The sequence below is a fragment of the Microbacterium sp. AZCO genome (genome assembly GCF_039614715.1).
Taxonomy (GTDB): Bacteria; Actinomycetota; Actinomycetes; order Actinomycetales; family Microbacteriaceae; genus Microbacterium.
Window position 1 is genome coordinate 3,854,912 of the sequence record NZ_CP154857.1, and the last position, 20,259, is coordinate 3,875,170.

The window sequence follows — 20,259 nt, forward strand, 5'->3', positions numbered from 1 at the left end:
CTCGTTACCCTCGATGTAAGGCGCTGAGGGGTCGAACGACCCGTCCCTGCCCCGGAGGAAGAACGATGTTCGAGAGATTCACCGACCGTGCCCGTCGTGTGGTCGTCCTCGCCCAAGAAGAGGCGAAGATGCTGAACCACAACTACATCGGCACCGAGCACATCCTGCTCGGCCTCATCCACGAGGGTGAAGGAGTCGCCGCCAAGGCCCTCGAGAGCCTGGGCATCTCGCTCGACGCTGTGCGCGAGCAGGTGCAGGACATCATCGGCCAGGGCCAGCAGCAGCCGACCGGCCACATCCCCTTCACGCCGCGGGCGAAGAAGGTGCTGGAGCTGTCGCTGCGCGAAGCGCTGCAGCTGGGTCACAACTACATCGGCACAGAGCACATCCTGCTCGGCCTCATCCGCGAGGGCGAGGGTGTCGCCGCCCAGGTGCTCGTGAAGCTCGGCGCCGACCTCAACAAGGTGCGCCAGCAGGTCATCCAGCTGCTCTCCGGCTACCAGGGCAAGGAGCCGGCCGCCGTCTCCGGCGCCGCGCACGACAACCCGCAGGCTGCCCAGGGCGGCTCGCAGGTGCTCGACCAGTTCGGCCGCAACCTCACGCAGGCCGCGCGCGAGAACAAGCTCGACCCGGTCATCGGGCGCGAGAAGGAGATCGAGCGCGTCATGCAGATCCTGTCGCGCCGCTCCAAGAACAACCCCGTCCTGATCGGCGAGCCGGGTGTCGGCAAGACCGCCGTCGTCGAGGGCCTCGCGCAGGCGATCGTCAAGGGCGACGTGCCCGAGACGCTCAAGGACAAGCAGCTCTACTCCCTCGACCTCGGCTCGCTCATCGCCGGCTCCCGCTACCGCGGTGACTTCGAGGAGCGCCTGAAGAAGGTCACGAAGGAGATCCGCACGCGCGGCGACATCATCGTCTTCATCGACGAGATCCACACCCTCGTGGGTGCGGGCGCCGCCGAGGGTGCCATCGATGCGGCCAGCATCCTGAAGCCCCTCCTCGCCCGTGGCGAACTCCAGACCATCGGTGCCACGACGCTCGACGAGTACCGCAAGCATTTCGAGAAGGATGCTGCGCTCGAGCGCCGCTTCCAGCCGATCCAGGTCGCCGAGCCGTCGCTCCCCCACGCGATCAACATCCTCAAGGGTCTGCGCGACCGGTACGAGGCGCACCACAAGGTGCAGATCACGGACGGTGCGATCGTCGCCGCCGCGAACCTCGCCGACCGCTACATCTCCGACCGGTTCCTGCCCGACAAGGCCATCGACCTGATCGACGAGGCGGGCGCCCGCCTGCGCCTGTCGATCCTGTCGTCGCCGCCCGAGCTGCGCGAGTTCGACGAGCGCATCTCGAAGGTGCGTCAGGACAAGGAGCGCGCGAGCGAGGACCAGGACTTCGAGAAGGCCGCTGCCCTGCGCGACGAGGAGAAGTCCCTGCTCGCCGAGCGCCTGCGCCTCGAGAAGCAGTGGCGCTCGGGCGACGTCGCGTCCCACGCGGTGGTCGACGAGGGCCTGATCGCCGAGGTTCTGGCTCAGGCCACCGGCATTCCGGTCTTCAAGCTGACCGAGGAGGAGTCCTCGCGGCTGGTGTTCATGGAGAAGGCGCTGCACCAGCGCGTCATCGGCCAGGAAGAGGCGATCGCCGCTCTGTCCAAGACGATCCGCCGTCAGCGTGCGGGCCTCAAGGACCCCAAGCGTCCGAACGGCTCGTTCATCTTCGCCGGCCCCACCGGTGTCGGAAAGACCGAGCTCGCGAAGGCGCTCGCCGAGTTCCTGTTCGACGACGAGGCCGCGCTGATCTCGCTCGACATGTCGGAGTTCGGTGAGAAGCACACCGTCTCGCGCCTGTTCGGCGCCCCTCCCGGATTCGTCGGATTCGAAGAGGGCGGCCAGCTGACCGAGAAGGTGCGCCGCAAGCCGTTCTCGGTGGTGCTCTTCGATGAGATCGAGAAGGCTCACCCCGACATCTTCAACTCGCTCCTGCAGATCCTCGAGGAGGGTCGTCTGACCGACGGTCAGGGCCGCGTCGTCGACTTCAAGAACACCGTCATCATCATGACGACCAACCTGGGCGCGCGCGACATCGCGGGCGGACCGGTCGGGTTCCAGGTCGAGGGCGACAACGAGACGTCGTACAGCCGCATGAAGGGCAAGGTGCAGGAAGAGCTCAAGCGGCACTTCAAGCCCGAGTTCCTCAACCGCGTCGACGACATCATCGTCTTCCCGCAGCTGTCGAAGCCGGAGCTCATCCAGATCGTCGACCTGTTCACGAAGCGACTGGGCGACCGCCTGCTCGACCGCGACATGACGATCGAGCTGACGCTCGCCGCCAAGGAGCGCCTCATCGAGATCGGCTTCGACCCCGCGCTCGGCGCCCGGCCGCTGCGCCGCGCGATGCAGCACGAGGTGGAGGACCGGCTCAGCGAGCGGATCCTGCACGGCCAGCTCGAGGCGGGCGACCACATCACGGTCGACGCGAAGGACGGCGAGTTCGTGTTCGAGAACGGCCCGCGCGGCGAGAAGGTCGCCGTCGGCGTCGTCTCGACGCCCGAGATTTCGGCCACGCCCGACCTCGCGATCACCTCGGACTGACCCTTCGGGCCGCAAGGCCTGACAAGACGAAGAGTGGATGCCTCCCGGCATCCACTCTTCGTCGTTTCCGGTCTTCGTGCCCGAGTGACCAGAGCCCGTGCTCTCGCCGAAAGCCCACGGTGCGCCCCGTTCAGATCGCGGGCTTTCGGTGACAGCACGGGCTCTGGGCGAAATAGGCTGGACGGCGTGACCGGCTTCCACGTGCGCCCCGCGACGACGGCCGATGTGCGCGGCATCCAGGACATGCTCGATCCCTTCGTGCAGAAGCGGATCCTGCTGGGCAAGGACATCGTCGTGCTGTACGAGTCGGTGCAGCAGTTCGTGGTCGCGCAGGACGACGCGGGCCGGCTCATCGGGTGCGGCGCGCTGCACGTCATGTGGGAGGACCTCGGCGAGATTCGCACGCTCATCGTCGTCGACGAGTGGCTGCATCGCGGCGTCGGCCGCGAAATCGTCGAAGCGCTGGAGCAGAACGCGCTCACGCTCGGCCTCACGCGACTGTTCTGCCTCACGTTCGAGGTCGACTTCTTCACCCGCCGCGGCTTCTCGCCCATCGGCGAGCAGGTCGTCGATCCCGATGTCTACTCGCAGCTCGTCCGCTCGCCCGACGAAGGTGTCGCGGAGTTCCTCGACCTCGCGCACGTCAAGCCGAACACCCTCGGCAACACCCGCATGCTCAAGCAGCTCTGACCGCGTCGCGGTCGCAGCCCGCGACACGCGCGCTTAGCCTGGAATCATGACCCGAGCCAGTTCCCGACGGCGACGTCATTCCCCGGCGGTGTACCGTCGCCGACGTCTCGTCGTGCTGATCGCGGTGCTGCTCATCGCGGCCGGCATCGCGTGGCTCCTCATCGCGCAGCCGTGGCGCGGTCTCGCACTCACCTCCGAGCCCACTCCGTCGCCCACCCGCACGTCGACTCAGACTCCGACCCCGACTCCGACCGCCACGCCGACTCCCACCCCCACGCCCACTCCGGAGCCGACACCGACCGGCACGCCGACGCCGGCGGCGACCGGGACCGCGGGGCCCTGTCTTGCCAGCGACATCCTCGTCGAAGCGGTGACGGATGCCGACACCTACGCCGCGGGCCAGAACCCGCAGGTGTCCATAAAGCTCACCAACCAAGGCTCGGAGGACTGCACTCTCAACGTCGGGACGACGACGCAGGTCTTCACCGTGTCGAGCGGCAACGACGTCTGGTGGCGCTCGACCGACTGCCAGACCGAGCCGAGCGACATGATCGTGACGCTCGCCGCGGGCCAGACGGTGTCGAGTGCGACGCCCGTCGTGTGGGACCGCACGCGCTCATCCGTCTCGACGTGCGACACGAGCAATCGGCCCATCGCTCCGGCCGGGGGAGCCTCGTACCACGTGACCGTCGAGATCGGCGGCATCCCGGCATCCCAGTCGAAGCAGATCCTGCTCTACTGAGCCCGGCGCCGAAGACAGGGCCGGACGCCCCCCGACGCCCGGCCCTCATCCCCCTGCGTCACACCTTGTCGTCGAAGACCTCGTTCTCCATCGCGTCGTAGCCTTCGGTCTGCGGATCGCCGTGCTCACCGCCCGACAGTGCGTACTCCTCCTCCGGCGACAGCACGAGGCGGTGCCGGAAGTACAGCGCGAAGCCGATGAGGATGACGACGTAGACGACGCCGATCGCGAGAATGGCGGGTCGGGCGGGCTCGTTGATGAAGAAGCCGAAGAAGATCAGGATCGACACGGCGCCGGCGACGACGGCGCCCGGGATGCCCCACGGGCTGCGGTACGGGCGGTTCGCGTTCGGGTACTTCCGGCGCAGGATGACGTACGACACCATCTGCAGCGTGTAGGCGATCACGGCGCCCCAGATCGCGATGTTGAGCACGATCGCTCCAGCCACTCCGCCCGTGCCGCCGAGCGCGTCGACGAGGAGGAGGGCGATCCAGCCGATGACGGCTCCCACGACAAGGGCGACCCACGGCGTCTGGCGCTTGCCGGTGAGCGAGAGGAACCGCGGGTAGTAGCCCGCGCGGGAGAGCGAGTACATGTTGCGGCCGTACGCGAACATGATCCCCTGCAGCGAGGCGAGGAGTCCGATGAGGGCGAAGAGCGCGAGCACGGCGGCGAGCTGGTCGCCGACGATCGCGCGGAAGCCGTCGAGGAGCGGCTCGCCGGCGGTGCCGGTGGCCTCCGCACCGAGCACGCCCGTGTTGAGGAACAGCACGAGGAGCCCCGTGATGATGAGCGTCGTCCGGGCGATGAAGCCGGCGCGCGGGATGTCGCGCTCGGGGTTGTGCGACTCTTCGGCTGCGAGCGGCAGCTCCTCGATGCCGAGGAAGAACCACATGGCGTACGGGAGGGCGAAGAGGATGGGGATCACGCCGTGCGGCAGGAAGACGCTCTGGCCTTCGTCGGGGGCGATGTCCCACAGGGCGTCCCACGAGAACGCGCCGGAGAAGATCGCCATCGCGGAGAACACCAGGATGATCGCGATCGAGATGATCGACACGACGATCGCGAATTTGAAGGAGATCGACGCGCCGGCGGCGTTCAGGGCGATGAAGACGACGTAGAGGATGATCCACCACACCCACGTGGGCATCGAGAAGCCGAGCAGCTCGCTCGTGATGGCGTCGGCATACGAGGCGGAGAAGTAGACGATGACCGCCGTCGTCGCGACGTACTCGATCGTCTCGGCGGCGCCCGTGACGAGGCCGCCCCACGGCCCCATCGCCGACCGCGCGAAGGAGTACGCGCCGCCCGTGTGCGGCATCGCGGCCGCCATCTCGCCGATCGAGAAGATCATGCCGTAGTACATGACCACGAGGATCGCGAAGGCGATGAGCATTCCGCCGAAGCCCGCGAAGTCGATGCCGAAGTTCCAGCCCGAGAAGTCGCCGGAGATGACGGCGGCGACCGCGAGACCCCACAGGCCCCACACACCGGCCGACCGCTTGAGGGTCCGCTTCTGGAAATACTCCTGGCCCGCGCGGTTATAGGTCGCTCCCGCGACCTTCCGCGGCTCGCCGCTCGACTGTGACATGGGTCCTCCGTGGCGCTCGGGTGAGGGGCGGGGGATGCGCCTTGCGCACGATTGTGGCGTCTATTGGTTTGCTGTGTCTACCTTTGAACGCAAGTTGCTGGTTATGGTGGACGGGCGCGTCCCGACCGTGGGCGCTCAGGGGAGGGCGACGGATGCCGGGAAACCTCAGCGTGTCCGAACTCGAGGCAGCCATCGCAGCGGGCGAGATCGACACCGTCGTCGTCGCCTTCGCCGACGCGCAGGGCCGGCTCGTCGGCAAGCGGGTGTCGGCGCGGCTCTTCCAGGAGGAGGTGCTGACCCACGGGGCCGAGGCGTGCAACTACCTGCTGTCGGTCGACGTCGACATGAACACGGTCGACGGCTACGCGATGGCGAGCTGGGAGTCGGGCTACGGCGACATGATGCTGCGACCCGACGCATCCACTCTCCGCCGCATCCCGTGGCTCCCCGGCTCGGCGCTCGTCATGGCCGACCTCACGTGGGAGCACGGCGACCCCGTCGTGCAGTCGCCCCGCGACATCCTGAATCATCAGCGCGCGCGTCTCGCCGACCGCGGCCTCGTGGCCTACTCCGGCACGGAGCTCGAGTTCATCGTCTTCGACGACACGTATCGGGATGCCTGGGCGAAGGGCTACCGCGATCTCACTCCCTCGACGGACTACAACGTCGACTACGATCTGCTCGCCTCGGGGCGGCTGGAGCCGCTGCTGCGCGACATCCGCGTCTCGATGGACGGCGCCGGCCTCTACACCGAGGGGGTCAAGGGGGAGTGCAATCTCGGACAGCAGGAGATCGCGTTCCGCTACGCCGAGGTGCTCGAGACCGCCGATCAGCACTCCATCTACAAGAACGGTGCCAAGGCGATCGCCGACCGCCACGGCAAGGCCATCACGTTCATGGCCAAGTTCAACGAGCGCGAGGGCAACAGCTGCCACATCCACCTGTCAGTCCGGGATGCCGACGGCGAGGCCGTCATGGCGGGTGAGGGGGAGCACGGCTTCAGCCCGCTCATGGAGCACTGGATCGCGGGGATCCTCAGGACCCTCCGGGAGTTCACGCTGCTCTACGCCCCCACGATCAACTCGTACAAGCGCTACGCGAAGGGATCCTTCGCTCCGACGGGCGTCGCCTGGGGCATCGACAACCGCACGTGCGCGCTGCGCGTCGTCGGCCATGGCTCGTCGCTGCGCGTCGAGAACCGCGTGCCCGGCGGCGACGTGAACCCGTACCTCGGCATCGCCGCGATCATCGCCGGCGGCCTGTACGGCGTCGAGCACCAACTGCCGCTGCCCGAGGCCCTGCGCGGCAACGCGTACGCGTCCGACGTCGACCACCTCCCGACGACGCTGCGCGAGGCCGCCCAGCTGTTCGCCGACTCGGCCATCGCCCGCGCCGCCTTCGGCGACGACGTGGTCGAGCATTATCTGAACCAGGCGCGCGTCGAGGTCGAGGCCTACGACGCCGCCGTCACCGACTGGGAGCGCGTGCGTGGCTTCGAACGACTCTGACGTCGGGGGGCGTGCGCCCGTCATCGGCCTGACGACCTACCTCGAGCAGGCGAAGCAGGGGGTGTGGGATGTGCGCGCCGCGTTCCTGCCCCAGCAGTACTTCGACTCGGTGACGGCAGCGGGCGGGATCGCGGTGCTGCTTCCGCCGCAGCCGGTGGGGGATGCCGCGGCCGCGGCCGTGCTCGACGGCCTCGACGGCCTGATCCTCACCGGCGGGATGGACGTGCAGCCCGAGCTGTACGGGGCGGAGCGGCATCCACTCACCGACCCTGCCCGTCCCGACCGCGACGAATGGGAGCTCGCCCTCTTCCGCGCGGCGGAGGCGCGGCGGATGCCGGTCCTCGCAATCTGCCGCGGGCTGCAGCTCGTCAACGTCGCCCGGGGCGGGACGCTGCACCAGCACCTGCCCGAGGCTCTCGGCACCGAGCGGTACCGGATCGGCGGGGGCGTGTTCGCGACGAACACCGTCGAGGTCGTCGCCGAGTCGCGCCTTGCGGGTCTGCTCGGCGAGGGTGCCCTCGACGTGCACAGCTACCACCACCAGGGCATCGACCGGCTCGGTGACGGACTGGTCGCGACGGCCGCGACGGATGACGGTCTCGTGCAGGCCTTCGAGTCCGAGGGCGACCAGTACCTCGTCGGCGTGCAGTGGCATCCCGAGGAGAACCGCGAGGATCGCCGTCTGTTCGCGGGGCTCGTGGCCGAGGCATCCGTCTATGCCGCCGCCAAGCGCCACTCGGCGGTGTCTGCGTGACCGCGGTCGGCTCGCGGCCCGCCTCGGGGGCCGCCTCGGCGCTCGGCTCGCGGCCCGCCTCGGGGGCATGTCCCACTTTCGGTCCCTCCCGACCGGCTGTGCGGCGGATTTCGGGACATGAGGGACGGAAAGTGGGACACGTATGACCTCGACCTTCACGCTCACCGATCCGGCGACGGGGCAGGGGTTCCGCGACGTCCCCCGCGCGAGTGTCGAAGCGGTGGATGCCGCGATCGCGGCGGCGGTCATCGCGCAACGCTCCTGGGCCGCACTCGCACCCCTGGCCCGCGCTGACGCGCTGCGGTCGTTCGCGCGGGTCGTCGAGGCCCATGTCGAGGAGCTCGCGCAGCTCGAGGTGCGCAATTCGGGGCATCCGATCTCCTCCGCACGATGGGAGGCGTCGCATGTGGCGCAGGTGCTCAACTTCTACGCGGGTGCACCGGAGCGGCTGAGCGGACAGCAGATCCCCGTCGCGGGCGGCCTCGACGTCACGTTCCACGAGCCCTACGGGGTCGTCGGGATCATCGTGCCGTGGAACTTCCCGATGACGATCGCGTCGTGGGGGTTCGCCCCGGCGCTCGCCGCGGGCAACGCCGTGGTGCTCAAACCGGCTGAACTGACGCCGCTCACGGCGGTGCGCCTCGGCGAGCTCGCCCTCGAGGCAGGACTGCCCGACGGGCTGTTCCAGGTCGTGACGGGGGCGGGCTCGGTGGTCGGGCAGCGCTTCGTGGAGCACCCGGATGTGCGGAAGGTCGTGTTCACGGGCTCGACCGACGTCGGGGTGGAGGTCGCGGCCGGGTGCGCACGCGGGCTCAAGCCGGTGACACTCGAACTCGGCGGCAAGAGCGCCAACATCGTGTTCGCCGACGCCGACCTCGAGAAGGCCGCGGCGTCGGCGCCCGGCGCCGTCTTCGACAACGCCGGCCAGGACTGCTGCGCGCGCAGCCGCATCCTCGTGCAGCGATCGGTGTACGACCGGTTCCTCGAGCTGCTCGAACCCGCCGTCGCCGCGTGGCGCGTGGGGGATCCGTCGCTCGAGACGACCGAGATGGGTCCTCTCATCTCGGCGTCGCATCGCTCGACCGTGGCGGAGTTCCTCGACGGCGCCGACATCGCCTTCCGCGGCTCGGTGCCGGCCGGCGACGGCTTCTGGTTCGCGCCGACCGTCGTGCTGGCTTCGCCGGAGGACCGGATCGCCCGCGAGGAGGTCTTCGGACCCGTCGTCGCCGTGCTGCCGTTCGACGACGAGGCCGACGCGATCCGGCTCGCGAACGACACGATCTACGGGCTCGCCGGATCGCTCTGGACCGAGAACCTCGGCCGCGCGGTGCGCGTCGCACGCGGCGTCAAGAGCGGCGTGCTCTCGGTCAACTCGCACTCGTCCGTGCGCTACTGGACGCCGTTCGGCGGCATGAAGGCCTCGGGTCTCGGCCGCGAGCTCGGCCCCGACGCCGCCGAGCACTTCACCGAGACCAAGAACGTCTTCTTCGCGACGGATGCCTCGTGACCGGCATCCTCTTCCCTCACCGTCCCTCGAACCACCGGGAGCATCAATGACCGTCGACCTCACGCAGCGCCTCAAAGACCGGGTCGCGATCATCACCGGCGGAGCGTCGGGCATCGGGCTCGCCACCGCGCGGCGCTTCGCGGCGGAGGGTGCGGCGGTCGTCATCGCCGACCTCGACCCCGGCGCGGGTGAGAAGGCGGCGGCCGAGGTGAACGGCGTCTTCCGTCACGTCGACGTCGCGGACGAGGCATCCGTCAACGCGCTCTTCGACGGGGTGTTCGACCAGTTCGGACGCCTCGACATCGCGTTCAACAACGCCGGGATCTCGCCCGCGGACGACGACTCGATCGAGACGACGGAGCTGCCCGCGTGGGATCGCGTGCAGGACGTCAACCTCAAGAGCGTGTACCTCTGCTCGCGCGCCGCCCTGCGGCACATGGTCCCGCAGGGGCACGGGTCGATCATCAACACTGCGTCGTTCGTCGCGCTGCTCGGATCGGCGACGTCGCAGATCTCGTACACGGCGTCGAAGGGCGGCGTACTCGCCCTGACGCGGGAGCTCGGGGTGCAGTTCGCGCGGCAGGGCATCCGGGTGAACGCCCTGTGCCCGGGGCCCGTCAACACGCCCCTCCTGCAGGAGCTCTTCGCGAAGGACCCCGAGGCCGCGCAGCGGCGGCTCGTGCACGTGCCGATGGGCCGCTTCGCCGAGCCCGAGGAGCTGGCGGCGTCGGTCGCGTTCCTCGCGTCGGACGACGCGTCGTTCATCACCGCGACCGCGTTCGTCGTGGACGGCGGCATCACCAACGCGTACGTGACGCCGCTCTGAGGTCGCGGATGTGTGCCGTAGAACTGCTCACTGTGACGGAAGGCGACTCGATCACGGCGTGTCGCGCCTCTTCCGTCCCAGCCGGCCGTCGTGCGGCACGCCCCCGAAGGGTGCTCGATGAGTGAGGCGCCCCTGCGCGAGGTGCGGCGGGCCGTCTACCGGCCCGTCCGCGAGGGCAACGCGCTCGAAGACACCGTCGCGCGGCTCGTTCAGACGATCCGCCTCGGCGTCGTCGCGCCGGGGGAGTCGCTTCCTCCCGAGCGCGAGCTCGCGGCGCTCTACGCCGTGAGCCGCGACACCGTGCGCGAGGCCATCCGCGAGCTCGCCGACACGGGGTTCCTCGTGCGCCGGCGCGGGCGGTACGGCGGAACCTTCGTCGCGGACCCCCTTCCCCGCCCGGCCGAGCCGATGGCGGTCCCTGCCGAGGAGCTCGAGGACGTGCTCGGCCTCCGCCGGGTGCTCGAGGCCGGCGCCGCACGGGCCGCGGCCGAACAGACCCTCGCCCCCGAGGTGCGGGCCGAGCTGTGGGAGCGACACGAGGAGGCGTGCGCGGCCGGCGAGGCCGACTATCGCCGGCTCGACACGCTGCTGCACCTCACGATCGCCGAGGTCGCCGGCATCCCGTCGCTCGTCGCGCTGATGGCCGAGAATCGCGCGCACGTCAACGCCTGGCTCGACACCTTCCCCCTGCTCCCGCGCAACATCGAGCACTCGAACGAGCAGCACGAGCGCATCGTCTCTGCGATCCTCGCCGGTCGGCCCGATGCGGCGGAGGCCGCGATCCGCGAGCATCTGGCCGGCTCGGAGGCGCTGCTGCGCGGATTCCTGGCCTGACCGGGCCGGTGCGGCTACCACCTGCACCCGGTCCCCGAGCTTGTCGAAGGGTCGACGTCGGTACGCGGGAGGAGCGTCGGCGCCCGGTCGCCGCGGTGGCGGCGTCTACCCTGGAGGGATGGCCAAGAAGCGCGGCAAGGAGCCGCTCGAGTTCCGCAACACGGCGCTGAGCGACGCCCTGCAGACGCAGGACATGGCCGCCGTCGCGTTCGCCCTGCGCCACGGACCCACCGTCGTGCCGCTCATGGCCCCGGGCGATCGGGACAACCCGCTCGACGTCGGCGAGGTGTGGACCTACCGCGACCCCAACACGGGTGATCTCGCGCTGCTGCTGTTCAGCGACGCGAAGCACAAGCCCGCCGCGCTGCCACCCGCGGTCGCGCTGCAGTCGCCCGGCGCCCTCCGCGCCTTCCTCAGCGCGCACGGCACGGCGATCACGACCGTGTTCTTCGACATCGCCGGGCCGCACCCCATGCAGGCGACGCCCGACGAGGTCATCAGGGCGCTCGACGCCTGACGCCCGCGCGCCCCGAACCCCGCTCAGAAGTCGGGCACTCCCTCCGCCGCGCTCGGCCGCCCTCTCGTGGTGAGATCGCGCAGCGCGCTCGCGAGCGACTGGGACGAGGCATCCACCACCGTCTTATAGCCGAGTCGAGCGGCCTCGGACCGCCGCTGCGCGCCTTGAGCCACCGGGCGGATCTCACCTGCGAGGCTCAGCTCGCCGATGGCCGTCGTACCCTTGGGGAGCGCCCGGTCGCGCACGGCACCCGCGACGGCGACGGCGATCGCAAGATCGGCCGCCGGCTCGACGAGGCGCACACCGCCGACCGTGGAGACGTAGACGTCCTGGTCGGACACCGGAATGCCGGCCCGGCGCTCGAGCACCGCGAGCACCATGGCGACGCGCGCCGCGTCGACTCCGCTGACGATGCGGCGCGGGTTGGGCCCGCCGTTCTTGATCGTGAGCGCCTGCACCTCGACGGGCAGGGCGCGACGGCCCTCGAGTGCGATCGTGACGCAGGTGCCGGCGACCGGCGCTCCGTGCCCGAGGAACAGTGCGCTCGGGTCGGCGACCTCAGCGATGCCGTCGCCGGTCATGTCGAAGCATCCCACCTCGTCGGTCGGCCCGAAGCGGTTCTTGAGCGCTCGTACGAACCGCAGCGAGGTCTGCCGATCGCCCTCGAAATGGCAGACGACGTCGACGAGGTGCTCGAGGATGCGAGGCCCTGCGATCGACCCGTCCTTCGTGACGTGACCGACGATCACGACGGGCAGGTCGCGCTCCTTCGCGATGCGGATGAGGGTCGATGCCACCTCCCGCACCTGCGACGGATGCCCCGCCATGCCCTCGGACATCGCCGACGAGACCGTCTGCACGGAGTCGACGATCAGGAGGTCGGGCCGCACCTCGTCGACATGGCCGAGGATCGTCGCGAGGTCGACCTCGCTCGCGAGATACAGCTCGTCGTGAAGAGCGCCCGTGCGCTCGGCGCGGAGGCGCACCTGGGCGGTGGACTCTTCGGCGGAGGCGTACAGCACGCGGCGGCCCGCCCGGGCGGACTGCGCCGCGACCTCGAGGAGCAGCGTGGACTTGCCGACGCCCGGCTCGCCCGACAGCAGGATCGCGGCGCCCGGCACGAGGCCGCCGCCCAGGACGCGGTCGAATTCGCCGACGCCCGTCGTGCGCCGCGGCGCCTCGCTCGTCGTCAGGTGAGTGATGGGCTTGGCCGCCCGGTCGGCCGAGGGTGCGATGGGCGAGATCGACCGGAGGATGCCCGTCTGCTCGGCCGCCTCGACGACCGTGCCCCACTGCTGGCACTCGCCGCAGCGGCCGACCCATTTGACCGTCGTCCACCCGCACTCGGTGCACCGGTACGGTGCGGTCACAGGTCGTCGGGTCGCCATGCGATCAGGCTAACCGGGTGCTCCGACATCGCTCGGCGCTGATGTCGGAGCGCCGTCGTACGGTCTCGGCATGAGCCGATGCAGCCCCCGCGCCAGGTCAGCCCCGCAGCGAGTCGGCGACCTCGCGCAGCGCGTCCGCCGAGCGGCGGAACAGCCCGAGCTCGCTCGCCGAGAACTGCGTCTCGGCGATCGCGACGGCGCCCGAGGCCGACACGATCGAGGGCACCGAGAGCGCGACGCCGCTCACGCCGTGGAAGTCCTGCAGCACGGTCGAGACGGGCATTACCGCGTGCTCATCGTGAAGGATGGCCTCGACGATCCGGGCGGACGACAGGCCGATGGCGTAGTTCGTCGCGCCCTTGCCCTGGATCACCTTGTAGGCGGCATCCCGAACGTCCACGGCGATCTGATCGAGTTCGTCGACCGTCATCTTGGGCTGTCCGTCGGCGGGCTGCCAGTCGAGGATCGGCACCGTGCCGATCGTCGTCTTCGACCACAGCGGGAACTCCGTGTCGCCGTGCTCACCGACGATGTAGGCGTGGACGCTCGACGTCGACACGCCCGCGCGCCGCCCCAGCAGCCAGCGCAGGCGGGACGTGTCGAGCACGGTGCCCGAGGCGAAGATGCGCTCGGGCGGCAGGCCCGTCGCCTCCTGCGCGAGCACCGTCAGCACGTCGCACGGGTTGGTCACGATGACATAGATCGCGTTCGGGGCGACCTCGAGCAGCTGCGGGAGCATCGCCTTCAGGATGTTCGCGTTCGTGCCGGCGAGCTCGATGCGCGTCTGGCCCGGCTTCTGCTTCGCGCCGGCCGTGATGACGACGACGTGGGACCCTTCGGCGACCGCGACGTCGCTGCCGCCGATGATGTCGCTCGTTCCGGTGAACTGCGTGCCGTGGGCGAGGTCGAGCACCTCCGCCTCGACCTTCTCGGTCGCGATGTCGTACAGCGCGACATGCCGGGCCGATCCCCGGATGAGGGCCGCGTAGGCCACGCTCGATCCGACGCCCCCGGCGCCGACGACGGTGAGTTTCGAGTTCTCGATCACGCTCATGCGGCCAGTCTGGCAGTGAGACGTCGTCGCGGGCCAGGATTGAAAGGCCGCCCTCCCGGCGGGCGCCAATCGGGCCTAGCCTGACACTCGGGTCGGATGCGGCATCCGATGACTCGCATTCGATCGGAGCGGCATGGACTTCGGGCTTCACATCGCGGACTTCACCTTCACGAGCGGCCCCGGGCAGCTCGGACCGGCACTGGCCGCGCATGTGCGCAGCGCGGAAGCGGCGGGCATCGCCCGCATCACCGTCATGGACCACTTCTGGCAGCTGCCGGGCATCGGCCCCGTCGAGCACGAGATGCTCGAGGCGTATGCGACTCTCGGCTTCCTCGCCGCGCACACCGAAAAGGCGCTGCTGCATACGCTCGTGACCGGCGTGATCTACCGGCATCCCGCGCTGCTCGCGAAGCAGGTGACGACCCTCGATGTGCTCTCCGGAGGCCGCGCGGGCCTCGGCATCGGCGCCGCCTGGAACGAGCAGGAGTCGCGCGGACTCGGCTTCGCCTTCCCGCCGGTCGCGGAGCGGTTCCGGCAGCTGGAAGAGACGCTCCAGATCTGCCTGCAGATGTGGTCGGACTCGGAGGAGCCGTACGAGGGTGCCATCTGGCAGTTCGAGCGGACTCTGAACTCGCCGCAGAGCCTCACGCGACCGCATCCGTATCTCATGATCGGCGGCGGGGGTGAGAAGAAGACGCTGCGCCTCGTCGCCCAGTACGCCGACGCCTGCAATCTCGGCGTGCGCGACGAGCTCCCGACGCACAAGCTCGAGGTGCTCCGCCGACACTGCGACGCGGTCGGGCGCGACTACGACACGATCGAGAAGACCGCGATGATCGGCGTCGACCCGTCATCGACCCCCGCGAGCGTCGCGTCGCTCACGCGACAGCTCGAGGAGATCGGCTTCACGGCGACGTACGTCTTCTCGGTCGGCATCCCCGATCCGGAGCGCGTCGTCGAGCTGATCGCCGGGGCCATCGGCGAACTGGATTGAGGGATGCCGCGCCCCCGCGCCCGCTCGATTCGCGATGCCGGGCCGTGTGACGTAAACTCTTCGGCGGTGACGTGTCCGAGCGGCCGAAGGTGCAACTCTCGAAAAGTTGTGTAGGGTAACCCCCTACCGTGGGTTCAAATCCCACCGTCACCGCCATGAAAACCCCTGCTGAGCAGGGGTTTTCGCATTTGCAGGAGCAACCGGACCACACCTTCCCGCTCTTAATGGTCTCGTCGCGCGCCGGCGCAAACCCATGATCGATAGGGCGCGATGAGCCGCTCTCATTCGCGGCTCATCAGACCGTGGACGGCCCGTCACCTGCCGATGCCCACTCGGTCTGGAATCGTTCACGCGGCGTCCATCGAAGAGGAGTCGGCTGAGGGAGCCTGATTCGAGGCATCCACCCACTGATCCTGGAGTCCATTCCGCATGTCTTCCACGCGCAAGAAGTCGCGCGCACGCGCGCTCGCGTTCATCGGGGTCGGGGCGCTCGCCGCCGCGACCCTCGTGTCGACAGGGGCCGTCGCCGCCGGCATCGTCACCAACCCCCACCGCATCGAGGGCGACCAGACGAGCGCCGTCAAGCAGGCCATCGTCTCCGGCCCGGCCAAGAACGTCATCCTCCTCATCGGCGACGGCATGGGCGACTCCGAGATCACCGTCGCGCGCAACTACCAGTACGGCGCGGCCGGCGAGCTTCCCGGCATCGACGCCCTGCCGCTGACCGGCTCGTACACGACCTACTCGATCTACAAGGACGGGCCCCAGCGCGGTCTGCCCGACTACGTGCCCGACTCGGCCGCGACCGGCAGCGCCTGGGCCACCGGCAGCAAGACGTACGACAACGCCATCTCGGTCGACATCGACGGCCAGCCGCTTCCGACGATCCTCGAGATCGCGAAGGCGAACGGCATGGCGACCGGCGACGTGTCGACCGCCGAGATCCAGGATGCGACGCCCGCCGTCCAGGTCGCGCACGTGGACGCCCGCTCCTGCTACGGCCCCGACTCCGCCACCTGCGGCGACGACGCGCTGGCTGCCGGCGGTCTCGGCTCGATCTCGGAGCAGCTCCTCAACACGCGCCCCGACGTCGTCCTCGGCGGCGGACTGGCGAGCTTCCAGCAGACCGCGAAGGCCGGTCAGTGGAACGGGAAGACTCTTCTCGATCAGGCCGCCGACCGCGGCTACCAGGTCGTGACCGATGCCGCCGGCCTCGCCTCGGTCTCGGCGGCGAACCAGTCCAAGCCCGTCCTGGGGCTGTTCACGGGCGGCAACTTCCCGACCCGCTACGCGGCCACCACCGCGACCGTCGGCGGCGCCGACACGCCCACGACCTGCACGGAGAACCCGGACCGCCTCCCCAAGGAGCTCTCGCTCGCCTCCCTCACCTCTAAGGCGATCGATCTCCTCTCCGCCAAGCAGAAGGGCGACAAGGGCTTCTTCCTGCAGGTCGAGGGAGCCAGCATCGACAAGCGCGACCACTCGGCGGACGCGTGCGGCCAGATCGGCGAGACCATCGACCTCGATGAGGCGGTGCAGGTCGCGCTCGCCTACGCCAAGCAGAAGGGCGACACGCTCGTCCTCGTCACGGCCGATCACGCCCACACGAGCCAGATCGTCGACTCGACGCCCCCGACCTCGCTCTCCACGGCCCTCACGACGGTCGACGGCTCGGTCATGAAGATCTCGTACGGCACGGCGGCCGCCGGCGGCTCGCAGCAGCACACCGGCTCGCAGGTGCGCATCGCGGGCTTCGGTCCGGGCGCGGCGAACATCGTGGGTCTCACCGACCAGACCGACACCTTCGGCACGATCACCGGCACCCTCGGCCTGAACCTCGAGACGGCCGCGCTGAGCAAGGGCGCCAAGCTCAAGCCCGGGGTCAGCGGGTCGGGTGACGTCGTCACGATCACCGGCACCGGGTTCTCGGGCGACCGCCAGGTGAGCGTCGCGTTCGGCAGCCAGACGCAGGTGGTCGACGTCGTCGACGGCTCCATCTCGGCATCGTTCACCGCTCCCGACGCGAAGCTCGTCAAGGTCGTCACCGTGACGGCGAAGGGCCAGCAGAGCGCGGTGACCGCCAAAACGGTCTACGCGGTGCACAAGTAGGCATCCTTCTGAGACGGCCGGCTCCCGTCGGGGGCCGGCCGTTTCGGCTGTCCGCGGGAGTCAGCAGCCGTGCACGTCGACCGGCGCAACCGTCAGCGCCGGGGCGTCCAGCCCGGTGGAAGCGGATCGTCGATCGCCGCACGCTCCCGATCGGCCGCGGCCGACCATCCCTGCGCCTCGTCGACCGTCGAGAATGCGCCGCGCGCGACGCGGAGGCCGACGTCGTCGTGGTGCATGCGGGGCGCACCGCCGCGCCGGGTCGAGGCGCGGGCGCTCCACGCGTCATCCGCGAATCCTCCGCCCCGGAAGACGCGGTAGTCGCCGTAGCGCGCAGGATCGAGGAGGTCCCAGCACCACTCCCACACGTTGCCGAGGGTGTCGAACAGGCCGTGGAGGTTCGGCAGCTTCCCCCCGACGTCCTGGGGACTGCCCACGCCGTCGGCGCTCGTCCACGCCACCTCGGCGAGGGGGCCGTAGTGCGGGCCCGTCGATCCCGCCCGGCACGCGGACTCCCACTCGGCTTCCGTCGGCAGGCGGTAGCCGTCCGCACCGACGTCCCACGCGACCTCTTCCCCGTCGAAGGTGTAAGCCGGGTCGAGACCCTCCCACTCCGAGGCGGCGTTGCAGAAGCGGATCGCGCGGAGCCAGCTCAGATCGGTCGCGGGGCGGCGGGGGTGGGATGCCGTCTCCCCGAGCATCTCGGCGAGCTGCTCCTGCGTGACGGGGTAGACGCCCAGCTCGAACGGCTCCAGCTCGACCGTCCACCGCCGCTTGCGCCGTGCGTCGTGCAGCCGAACTGCTCCGCCGGGGATGCGCGCGAGCTCGAGGTCCGGCATCCATCCAGTTTTGCAGGCTCGTGGCTGCGTGGCCCGCTCGGCTCACGCTCGTTCGACGGGGAGCCACAGCTCGCAGGTGGCGGTGCTGAAGTCCGCTGCACGATCGAGCACCGAGACGATGGACGGTCCGGGCCGAAGCCGCCACGGGTTGGACGGGAACCACTCCGTCGCGGTGGCAGCCCACGTGGACTGCAGCGCGCGGGGGTATTCGCCCTCGACGCGGAAGACGGCCCAGGTGCCCGCGGGCACCTCGAGGGTGTCGAGGTCGTCGGGCGACGGCGTCTGCTCGGTGACCGCGACGCCGTGCAGGTAGGTCAGCCGGCTCCCCTCGGTGTAGTCCGGGTCGACGTCGGCGCTCACTTGGAGCAAGCCGGTCGGCTCGGTATCGCCGAGTGCTTTGAGTCGTGCGTGCTCGCCGGCGGGCAGCGATGCGATGTGCGCCTGGATGTGCGGGTTGACACCTTCGTGGATGAGGGGCACGCGGGTGGCATGCCCGATGAGACGGAACGCGGGTCGATCTGCGATGCGGGTGTCCATGGGGGTGCTTCCTTCTACGGTCAGGCGGAACCTGAGCTGCGGTTGTGTCCGAAGGGGGCCGCCGTCTCGTCGGATGTCGCTGGGGCCGGCACCGTGCACGGAGCGGAACGCTCGGCCGAATGCTTCGGTCGAGCCGTAGCCGTAGCGCACGGCGATGCTCAGCAGATCACTCTCACCGAGGACGTCCGCCGCCGCGACCGACATCCGCCGTCGCCGGATGTACTCCGACAGCGGCATGCCCGCCAGCGACGAGAACATGCGCCGGAGGTGATACTCGGTGGTGCCGAGCTGGCTTGCCAGCGAAGCCACATCGATCCGGTCGTCGAGGTGGTCCTCGACCAGCTCGGCGAGTCGGTTCAGTTCCGCGATCACGGCCCTCCTTCCACAGACCACCCTTCCGCTCTGCGTCGATCCGCACCCTACTATCGCGGTCCGATCCGATCGCCCGGCGACCCCCCGCTGAGGCGCACGCCATCGCCGCCCCGCGACGTTCGAAGCCCCGCGACCCGCGCGAACACTCGGGGGCGGGGCTTCGGTCTGCTCAGCCGTGAGACGGCGAGGCGGCTCGGCTCAGTCGCCGCACACCATGTGGGCCGTGGCGTTCTTGCCCTGGCCGCCGATCGCCTTCACGACGTCACCCACGTTGGTGAAGCCGAGCGCTCCGACGGTGTTGATCGTCTTGTGCACCTGGCCGAAGCAGGCCGCATCGGACGGCGCGGCGTTGGCGGCGCCGGCGAAGCCGAAGACGGCGAGAGCGACGATGGCCCCGGTTGCGAGAATGCGCTTCATTGGACTTTCCCCTCTTCTGGAGCGGGCACGGGTCACCCGCCATGAAGTACTTCTCCCGCCCGCGCCGATTTGGATGCACCCGCCGTCCGGAACCGTCCAGATCGGGAGGGGATGGATGCCGAAGGGCACGAGCGACCGCCTGAGCGGGGCCGCCGAAGCCGGAGCTACTTCGCGACGAGCGTCGTCTCGAAGCTGTACATGTCGGGGCGGTAGCAGTGGTGCCCGTACTCGATGGCGCGTCCCGAGCTGTCGTAGGCCACGCGCTCCATGGTGAGCACGGGTCCCGTGCGATCGATGTCGAGGAGTTCGCCCTCATCGCCGTGGGCACGGCGCGCGCCGATCTTCTGATTGGCGATGCGGATCGTCACGCCCCGGCCGCGGAGGATCTGGTAGAGCCCGCGGCCCTCCAGCTGCTCTGTCGTGATGTCGGAGAACTCCGGGGGAAGGTAGTTCTCGAGCACCGCGACGGGCACCCCGTCGGTCGAGCGCTGGCGGCGGATGTAGACGATGTCCGTGCCGACGGCGACGCCGAGCGCCTGCGCGACGTCGTCGGCCGCGGGCCGCGTGTCGTGCGCGAGCACTCTCGTGCCGGGTTCGTGGTGCGTGCTCTGCAGATCTTCGTACAGGCTCGTGAGCTCGACCTGGCGCGTCACCTGCCCCTGCACCACCTGTGTGCCGATGCCGCGGCGGCGCACGAGCAGCCCCTTGTCGACGAGCTCCTGGATGGCTCGGCGAATGGTGGGTCGGGAGAGCCCCAGGCGCTGCCCGATCGCGATCTCGTTCTCCAGACGCGCGCCGGCCGGGATCTGCCCCGAACGGATGGCGGCTTCAAGGCGGCTCGAGACCTGGAAGTACAGCGGCACCGGGCCGGTGCGGTCGAGATCCGCGAAGAGCTCGTCGGGCCAGACCACGTCGTCCGCCATCGTTCCTCCTCATCCGCTGCCATCGGCAGCGGCTCATCCTGATGTCAGGACAATGATACCTTGCCGACG

General features: G+C 69.7%; 18 protein-coding genes and 1 tRNA gene. 12 read left to right on the forward strand and 7 right to left on the reverse strand.

Going from position 1 to position 20,259, the window contains the following annotated elements:
* Positions 1-65 precede the first annotated feature (65 nt).
* From AAIB33_RS17595 to AAIB33_RS17605, 3 genes are all read left to right on the forward strand, one after another.
* The gene (locus AAIB33_RS17595) at positions 66-2,591 is read left to right on the forward strand and encodes an ATP-dependent Clp protease ATP-binding subunit (RefSeq protein ID WP_345801247.1); all 2,526 of its coding nucleotides are present in this window, start codon (positions 66-68) and stop codon (positions 2,589-2,591) included.
* Positions 2,592-2,777: 186 nt separating this feature from the next.
* Positions 2,778-3,281, forward strand: coding sequence for an amino-acid N-acetyltransferase (locus AAIB33_RS17600; protein ID WP_345801248.1), 504 nt, complete (start codon positions 2,778-2,780; stop codon positions 3,279-3,281).
* Positions 3,282-3,327: 46 nt separating this feature from the next.
* Complete coding sequence (locus tag AAIB33_RS17605; protein ID WP_345801249.1) at positions 3,328-4,023, forward strand: hypothetical protein; 696 nt, start codon at positions 3,328-3,330, stop codon at positions 4,021-4,023.
* Positions 4,024-4,081: 58 nt separating this feature from the next.
* Here AAIB33_RS17605 and AAIB33_RS17610 read toward each other — a convergent pair whose 3' ends face one another.
* Positions 4,082-5,614, reverse strand: coding sequence for an amino acid permease (locus AAIB33_RS17610; RefSeq protein ID WP_345801250.1), 1,533 nt, complete (start codon positions 5,612-5,614; stop codon positions 4,082-4,084).
* Positions 5,615-5,766: 152 nt separating this feature from the next.
* On the opposite strand from AAIB33_RS17610, the gene AAIB33_RS17615 reads away from it, so the two are divergent.
* The 6 genes from AAIB33_RS17615 to AAIB33_RS17640 all read left to right on the forward strand — a co-directional run bounded on the left by AAIB33_RS17615 (position 5,767) and on the right by AAIB33_RS17640 (position 11,560).
* A complete protein-coding gene (locus tag AAIB33_RS17615) occupies positions 5,767-7,122 on the forward strand; it encodes a glutamine synthetase family protein (protein ID WP_345801251.1) in 1,356 nt (451 codons plus the stop codon).
* Entirely contained in the window at positions 7,103-7,876 is a 774-nt protein-coding gene (locus AAIB33_RS17620) for a gamma-glutamyl-gamma-aminobutyrate hydrolase family protein (protein WP_345801252.1), read from the forward strand. Before AAIB33_RS17615 ends, AAIB33_RS17620 begins: the two co-directional genes overlap by 20 nt.
* A gap of 142 nt (positions 7,877-8,018) precedes the next feature.
* Positions 8,019-9,383 (forward strand): aldehyde dehydrogenase family protein, encoded by a 1,365-nt coding sequence (locus AAIB33_RS17625; RefSeq protein WP_345801253.1) that lies wholly within the window; start codon positions 8,019-8,021, stop codon positions 9,381-9,383.
* A gap of 46 nt (positions 9,384-9,429) precedes the next feature.
* Positions 9,430-10,209, forward strand: coding sequence for a 3-oxoacyl-ACP reductase (locus AAIB33_RS17630; protein ID WP_345801254.1), 780 nt, complete (start codon positions 9,430-9,432; stop codon positions 10,207-10,209).
* A 117-nt stretch (positions 10,210-10,326) separates the two neighbouring features.
* The gene (locus tag AAIB33_RS17635) at positions 10,327-11,043 is read left to right on the forward strand and encodes a GntR family transcriptional regulator (RefSeq protein WP_345801255.1); all 717 of its coding nucleotides are present in this window, start codon (positions 10,327-10,329) and stop codon (positions 11,041-11,043) included.
* A gap of 118 nt (positions 11,044-11,161) precedes the next feature.
* Positions 11,162-11,560: a dehydrogenase gene (locus tag AAIB33_RS17640; RefSeq protein WP_345801256.1), complete on the forward strand. Its 399-nt coding sequence runs from the start codon at positions 11,162-11,164 to the stop codon at positions 11,558-11,560.
* Between the two features lie 23 nt (positions 11,561-11,583).
* Here the strand turns inward: AAIB33_RS17640 and radA are convergent, their stop codons facing one another.
* Positions 11,584-12,948: a DNA repair protein RadA gene (gene radA / locus AAIB33_RS17645; RefSeq protein WP_345801257.1), complete on the reverse strand. Its 1,365-nt coding sequence runs from the start codon at positions 12,946-12,948 to the stop codon at positions 11,584-11,586.
* A 97-nt stretch (positions 12,949-13,045) separates the two neighbouring features.
* Complete coding sequence (locus tag AAIB33_RS17650; RefSeq protein ID WP_345801258.1) at positions 13,046-14,002, reverse strand: L-lactate dehydrogenase; 957 nt, start codon at positions 14,000-14,002, stop codon at positions 13,046-13,048.
* A 133-nt stretch (positions 14,003-14,135) separates the two neighbouring features.
* Between AAIB33_RS17650 and AAIB33_RS17655 the strand changes: the two genes are divergently transcribed.
* The 3 genes from AAIB33_RS17655 (at position 14,136) to phoA (ending at position 17,105) form a co-directional block, all read left to right on the forward strand.
* A complete protein-coding gene (locus AAIB33_RS17655; RefSeq protein ID WP_345801259.1) occupies positions 14,136-14,996 on the forward strand; it encodes an LLM class F420-dependent oxidoreductase in 861 nt (286 codons plus the stop codon).
* Positions 14,997-15,061: 65 nt separating this feature from the next.
* A tRNA-Ser gene (locus tag AAIB33_RS17660) sits at positions 15,062-15,152 on the forward strand.
* A gap of 273 nt (positions 15,153-15,425) precedes the next feature.
* On the forward strand, positions 15,426-17,105 hold the full coding sequence (phoA, locus tag AAIB33_RS17665) for an alkaline phosphatase (RefSeq protein WP_345801260.1): 1,680 nt from the start codon (positions 15,426-15,428) through the stop codon (positions 17,103-17,105).
* Between the two features lie 92 nt (positions 17,106-17,197).
* Here phoA and AAIB33_RS17670 read toward each other — a convergent pair whose 3' ends face one another.
* The 4 genes from AAIB33_RS17670 to AAIB33_RS17685 form a co-directional block, all read right to left on the reverse strand.
* Positions 17,198-17,941: an SUMF1/EgtB/PvdO family nonheme iron enzyme gene (locus AAIB33_RS17670; RefSeq protein ID WP_345801261.1), complete on the reverse strand. Its 744-nt coding sequence runs from the start codon at positions 17,939-17,941 to the stop codon at positions 17,198-17,200.
* Between the two features lie 42 nt (positions 17,942-17,983).
* The gene (locus AAIB33_RS17675) at positions 17,984-18,850 is read right to left on the reverse strand and encodes an AraC family transcriptional regulator (protein ID WP_345801262.1); all 867 of its coding nucleotides are present in this window, start codon (positions 18,848-18,850) and stop codon (positions 17,984-17,986) included.
* 198 nt (positions 18,851-19,048) lie between these two features.
* The gene (locus AAIB33_RS17680; protein WP_345801263.1) at positions 19,049-19,267 is read right to left on the reverse strand and encodes a hypothetical protein; all 219 of its coding nucleotides are present in this window, start codon (positions 19,265-19,267) and stop codon (positions 19,049-19,051) included.
* A 164-nt stretch (positions 19,268-19,431) separates the two neighbouring features.
* A complete protein-coding gene (locus AAIB33_RS17685) occupies positions 19,432-20,190 on the reverse strand; it encodes a GntR family transcriptional regulator (protein WP_345801264.1) in 759 nt (252 codons plus the stop codon).
* Between the last annotated feature and the right edge of the window lie 69 nt (positions 20,191-20,259).

Excerpts from the sequence above, each read along its gene's own strand:
- AAIB33_RS17605 (WP_345801249.1), top strand. The coding sequence starts at position 3,328 with ATGACCCGAGCCAGTTCCCGACGGCGACGTCATTCCCCGGCGGTGTAC.
- AAIB33_RS17670 (WP_345801261.1), bottom strand. The coding sequence starts at position 17,941 with ATGCCGGACCTCGAGCTCGCGCGCATCCCCGGCGGAGCAGTTCGGCTG.
- AAIB33_RS17655 (WP_345801259.1), top strand. The coding sequence starts at position 14,136 with ATGGACTTCGGGCTTCACATCGCGGACTTCACCTTCACGAGCGGCCCC.
- radA (WP_345801257.1), bottom strand. The coding sequence starts at position 12,948 with ATGGCGACCCGACGACCTGTGACCGCACCGTACCGGTGCACCGAGTGC.
- AAIB33_RS17615 (WP_345801251.1), top strand. The coding sequence starts at position 5,767 with ATGCCGGGAAACCTCAGCGTGTCCGAACTCGAGGCAGCCATCGCAGCG.
- phoA (WP_345801260.1), top strand. The coding sequence starts at position 15,426 with ATGTCTTCCACGCGCAAGAAGTCGCGCGCACGCGCGCTCGCGTTCATC.
- AAIB33_RS17630 (WP_345801254.1), top strand. The coding sequence starts at position 9,430 with ATGACCGTCGACCTCACGCAGCGCCTCAAAGACCGGGTCGCGATCATC.
- AAIB33_RS17685 (WP_345801264.1), bottom strand. The coding sequence starts at position 20,190 with ATGGCGGACGACGTGGTCTGGCCCGACGAGCTCTTCGCGGATCTCGAC.
- AAIB33_RS17650 (WP_345801258.1), bottom strand. The coding sequence starts at position 14,002 with ATGAGCGTGATCGAGAACTCGAAACTCACCGTCGTCGGCGCCGGGGGC.
- AAIB33_RS17640 (WP_345801256.1), top strand. The coding sequence starts at position 11,162 with ATGGCCAAGAAGCGCGGCAAGGAGCCGCTCGAGTTCCGCAACACGGCG.
- AAIB33_RS17635 (WP_345801255.1), top strand. The coding sequence starts at position 10,327 with ATGAGTGAGGCGCCCCTGCGCGAGGTGCGGCGGGCCGTCTACCGGCCC.
- AAIB33_RS17595 (WP_345801247.1), top strand. The coding sequence starts at position 66 with ATGTTCGAGAGATTCACCGACCGTGCCCGTCGTGTGGTCGTCCTCGCC.
- AAIB33_RS17680 (WP_345801263.1), bottom strand. The coding sequence starts at position 19,267 with ATGAAGCGCATTCTCGCAACCGGGGCCATCGTCGCTCTCGCCGTCTTC.
- AAIB33_RS17610 (WP_345801250.1), bottom strand. The coding sequence starts at position 5,614 with ATGTCACAGTCGAGCGGCGAGCCGCGGAAGGTCGCGGGAGCGACCTAT.
- AAIB33_RS17625 (WP_345801253.1), top strand. The coding sequence starts at position 8,019 with ATGACCTCGACCTTCACGCTCACCGATCCGGCGACGGGGCAGGGGTTC.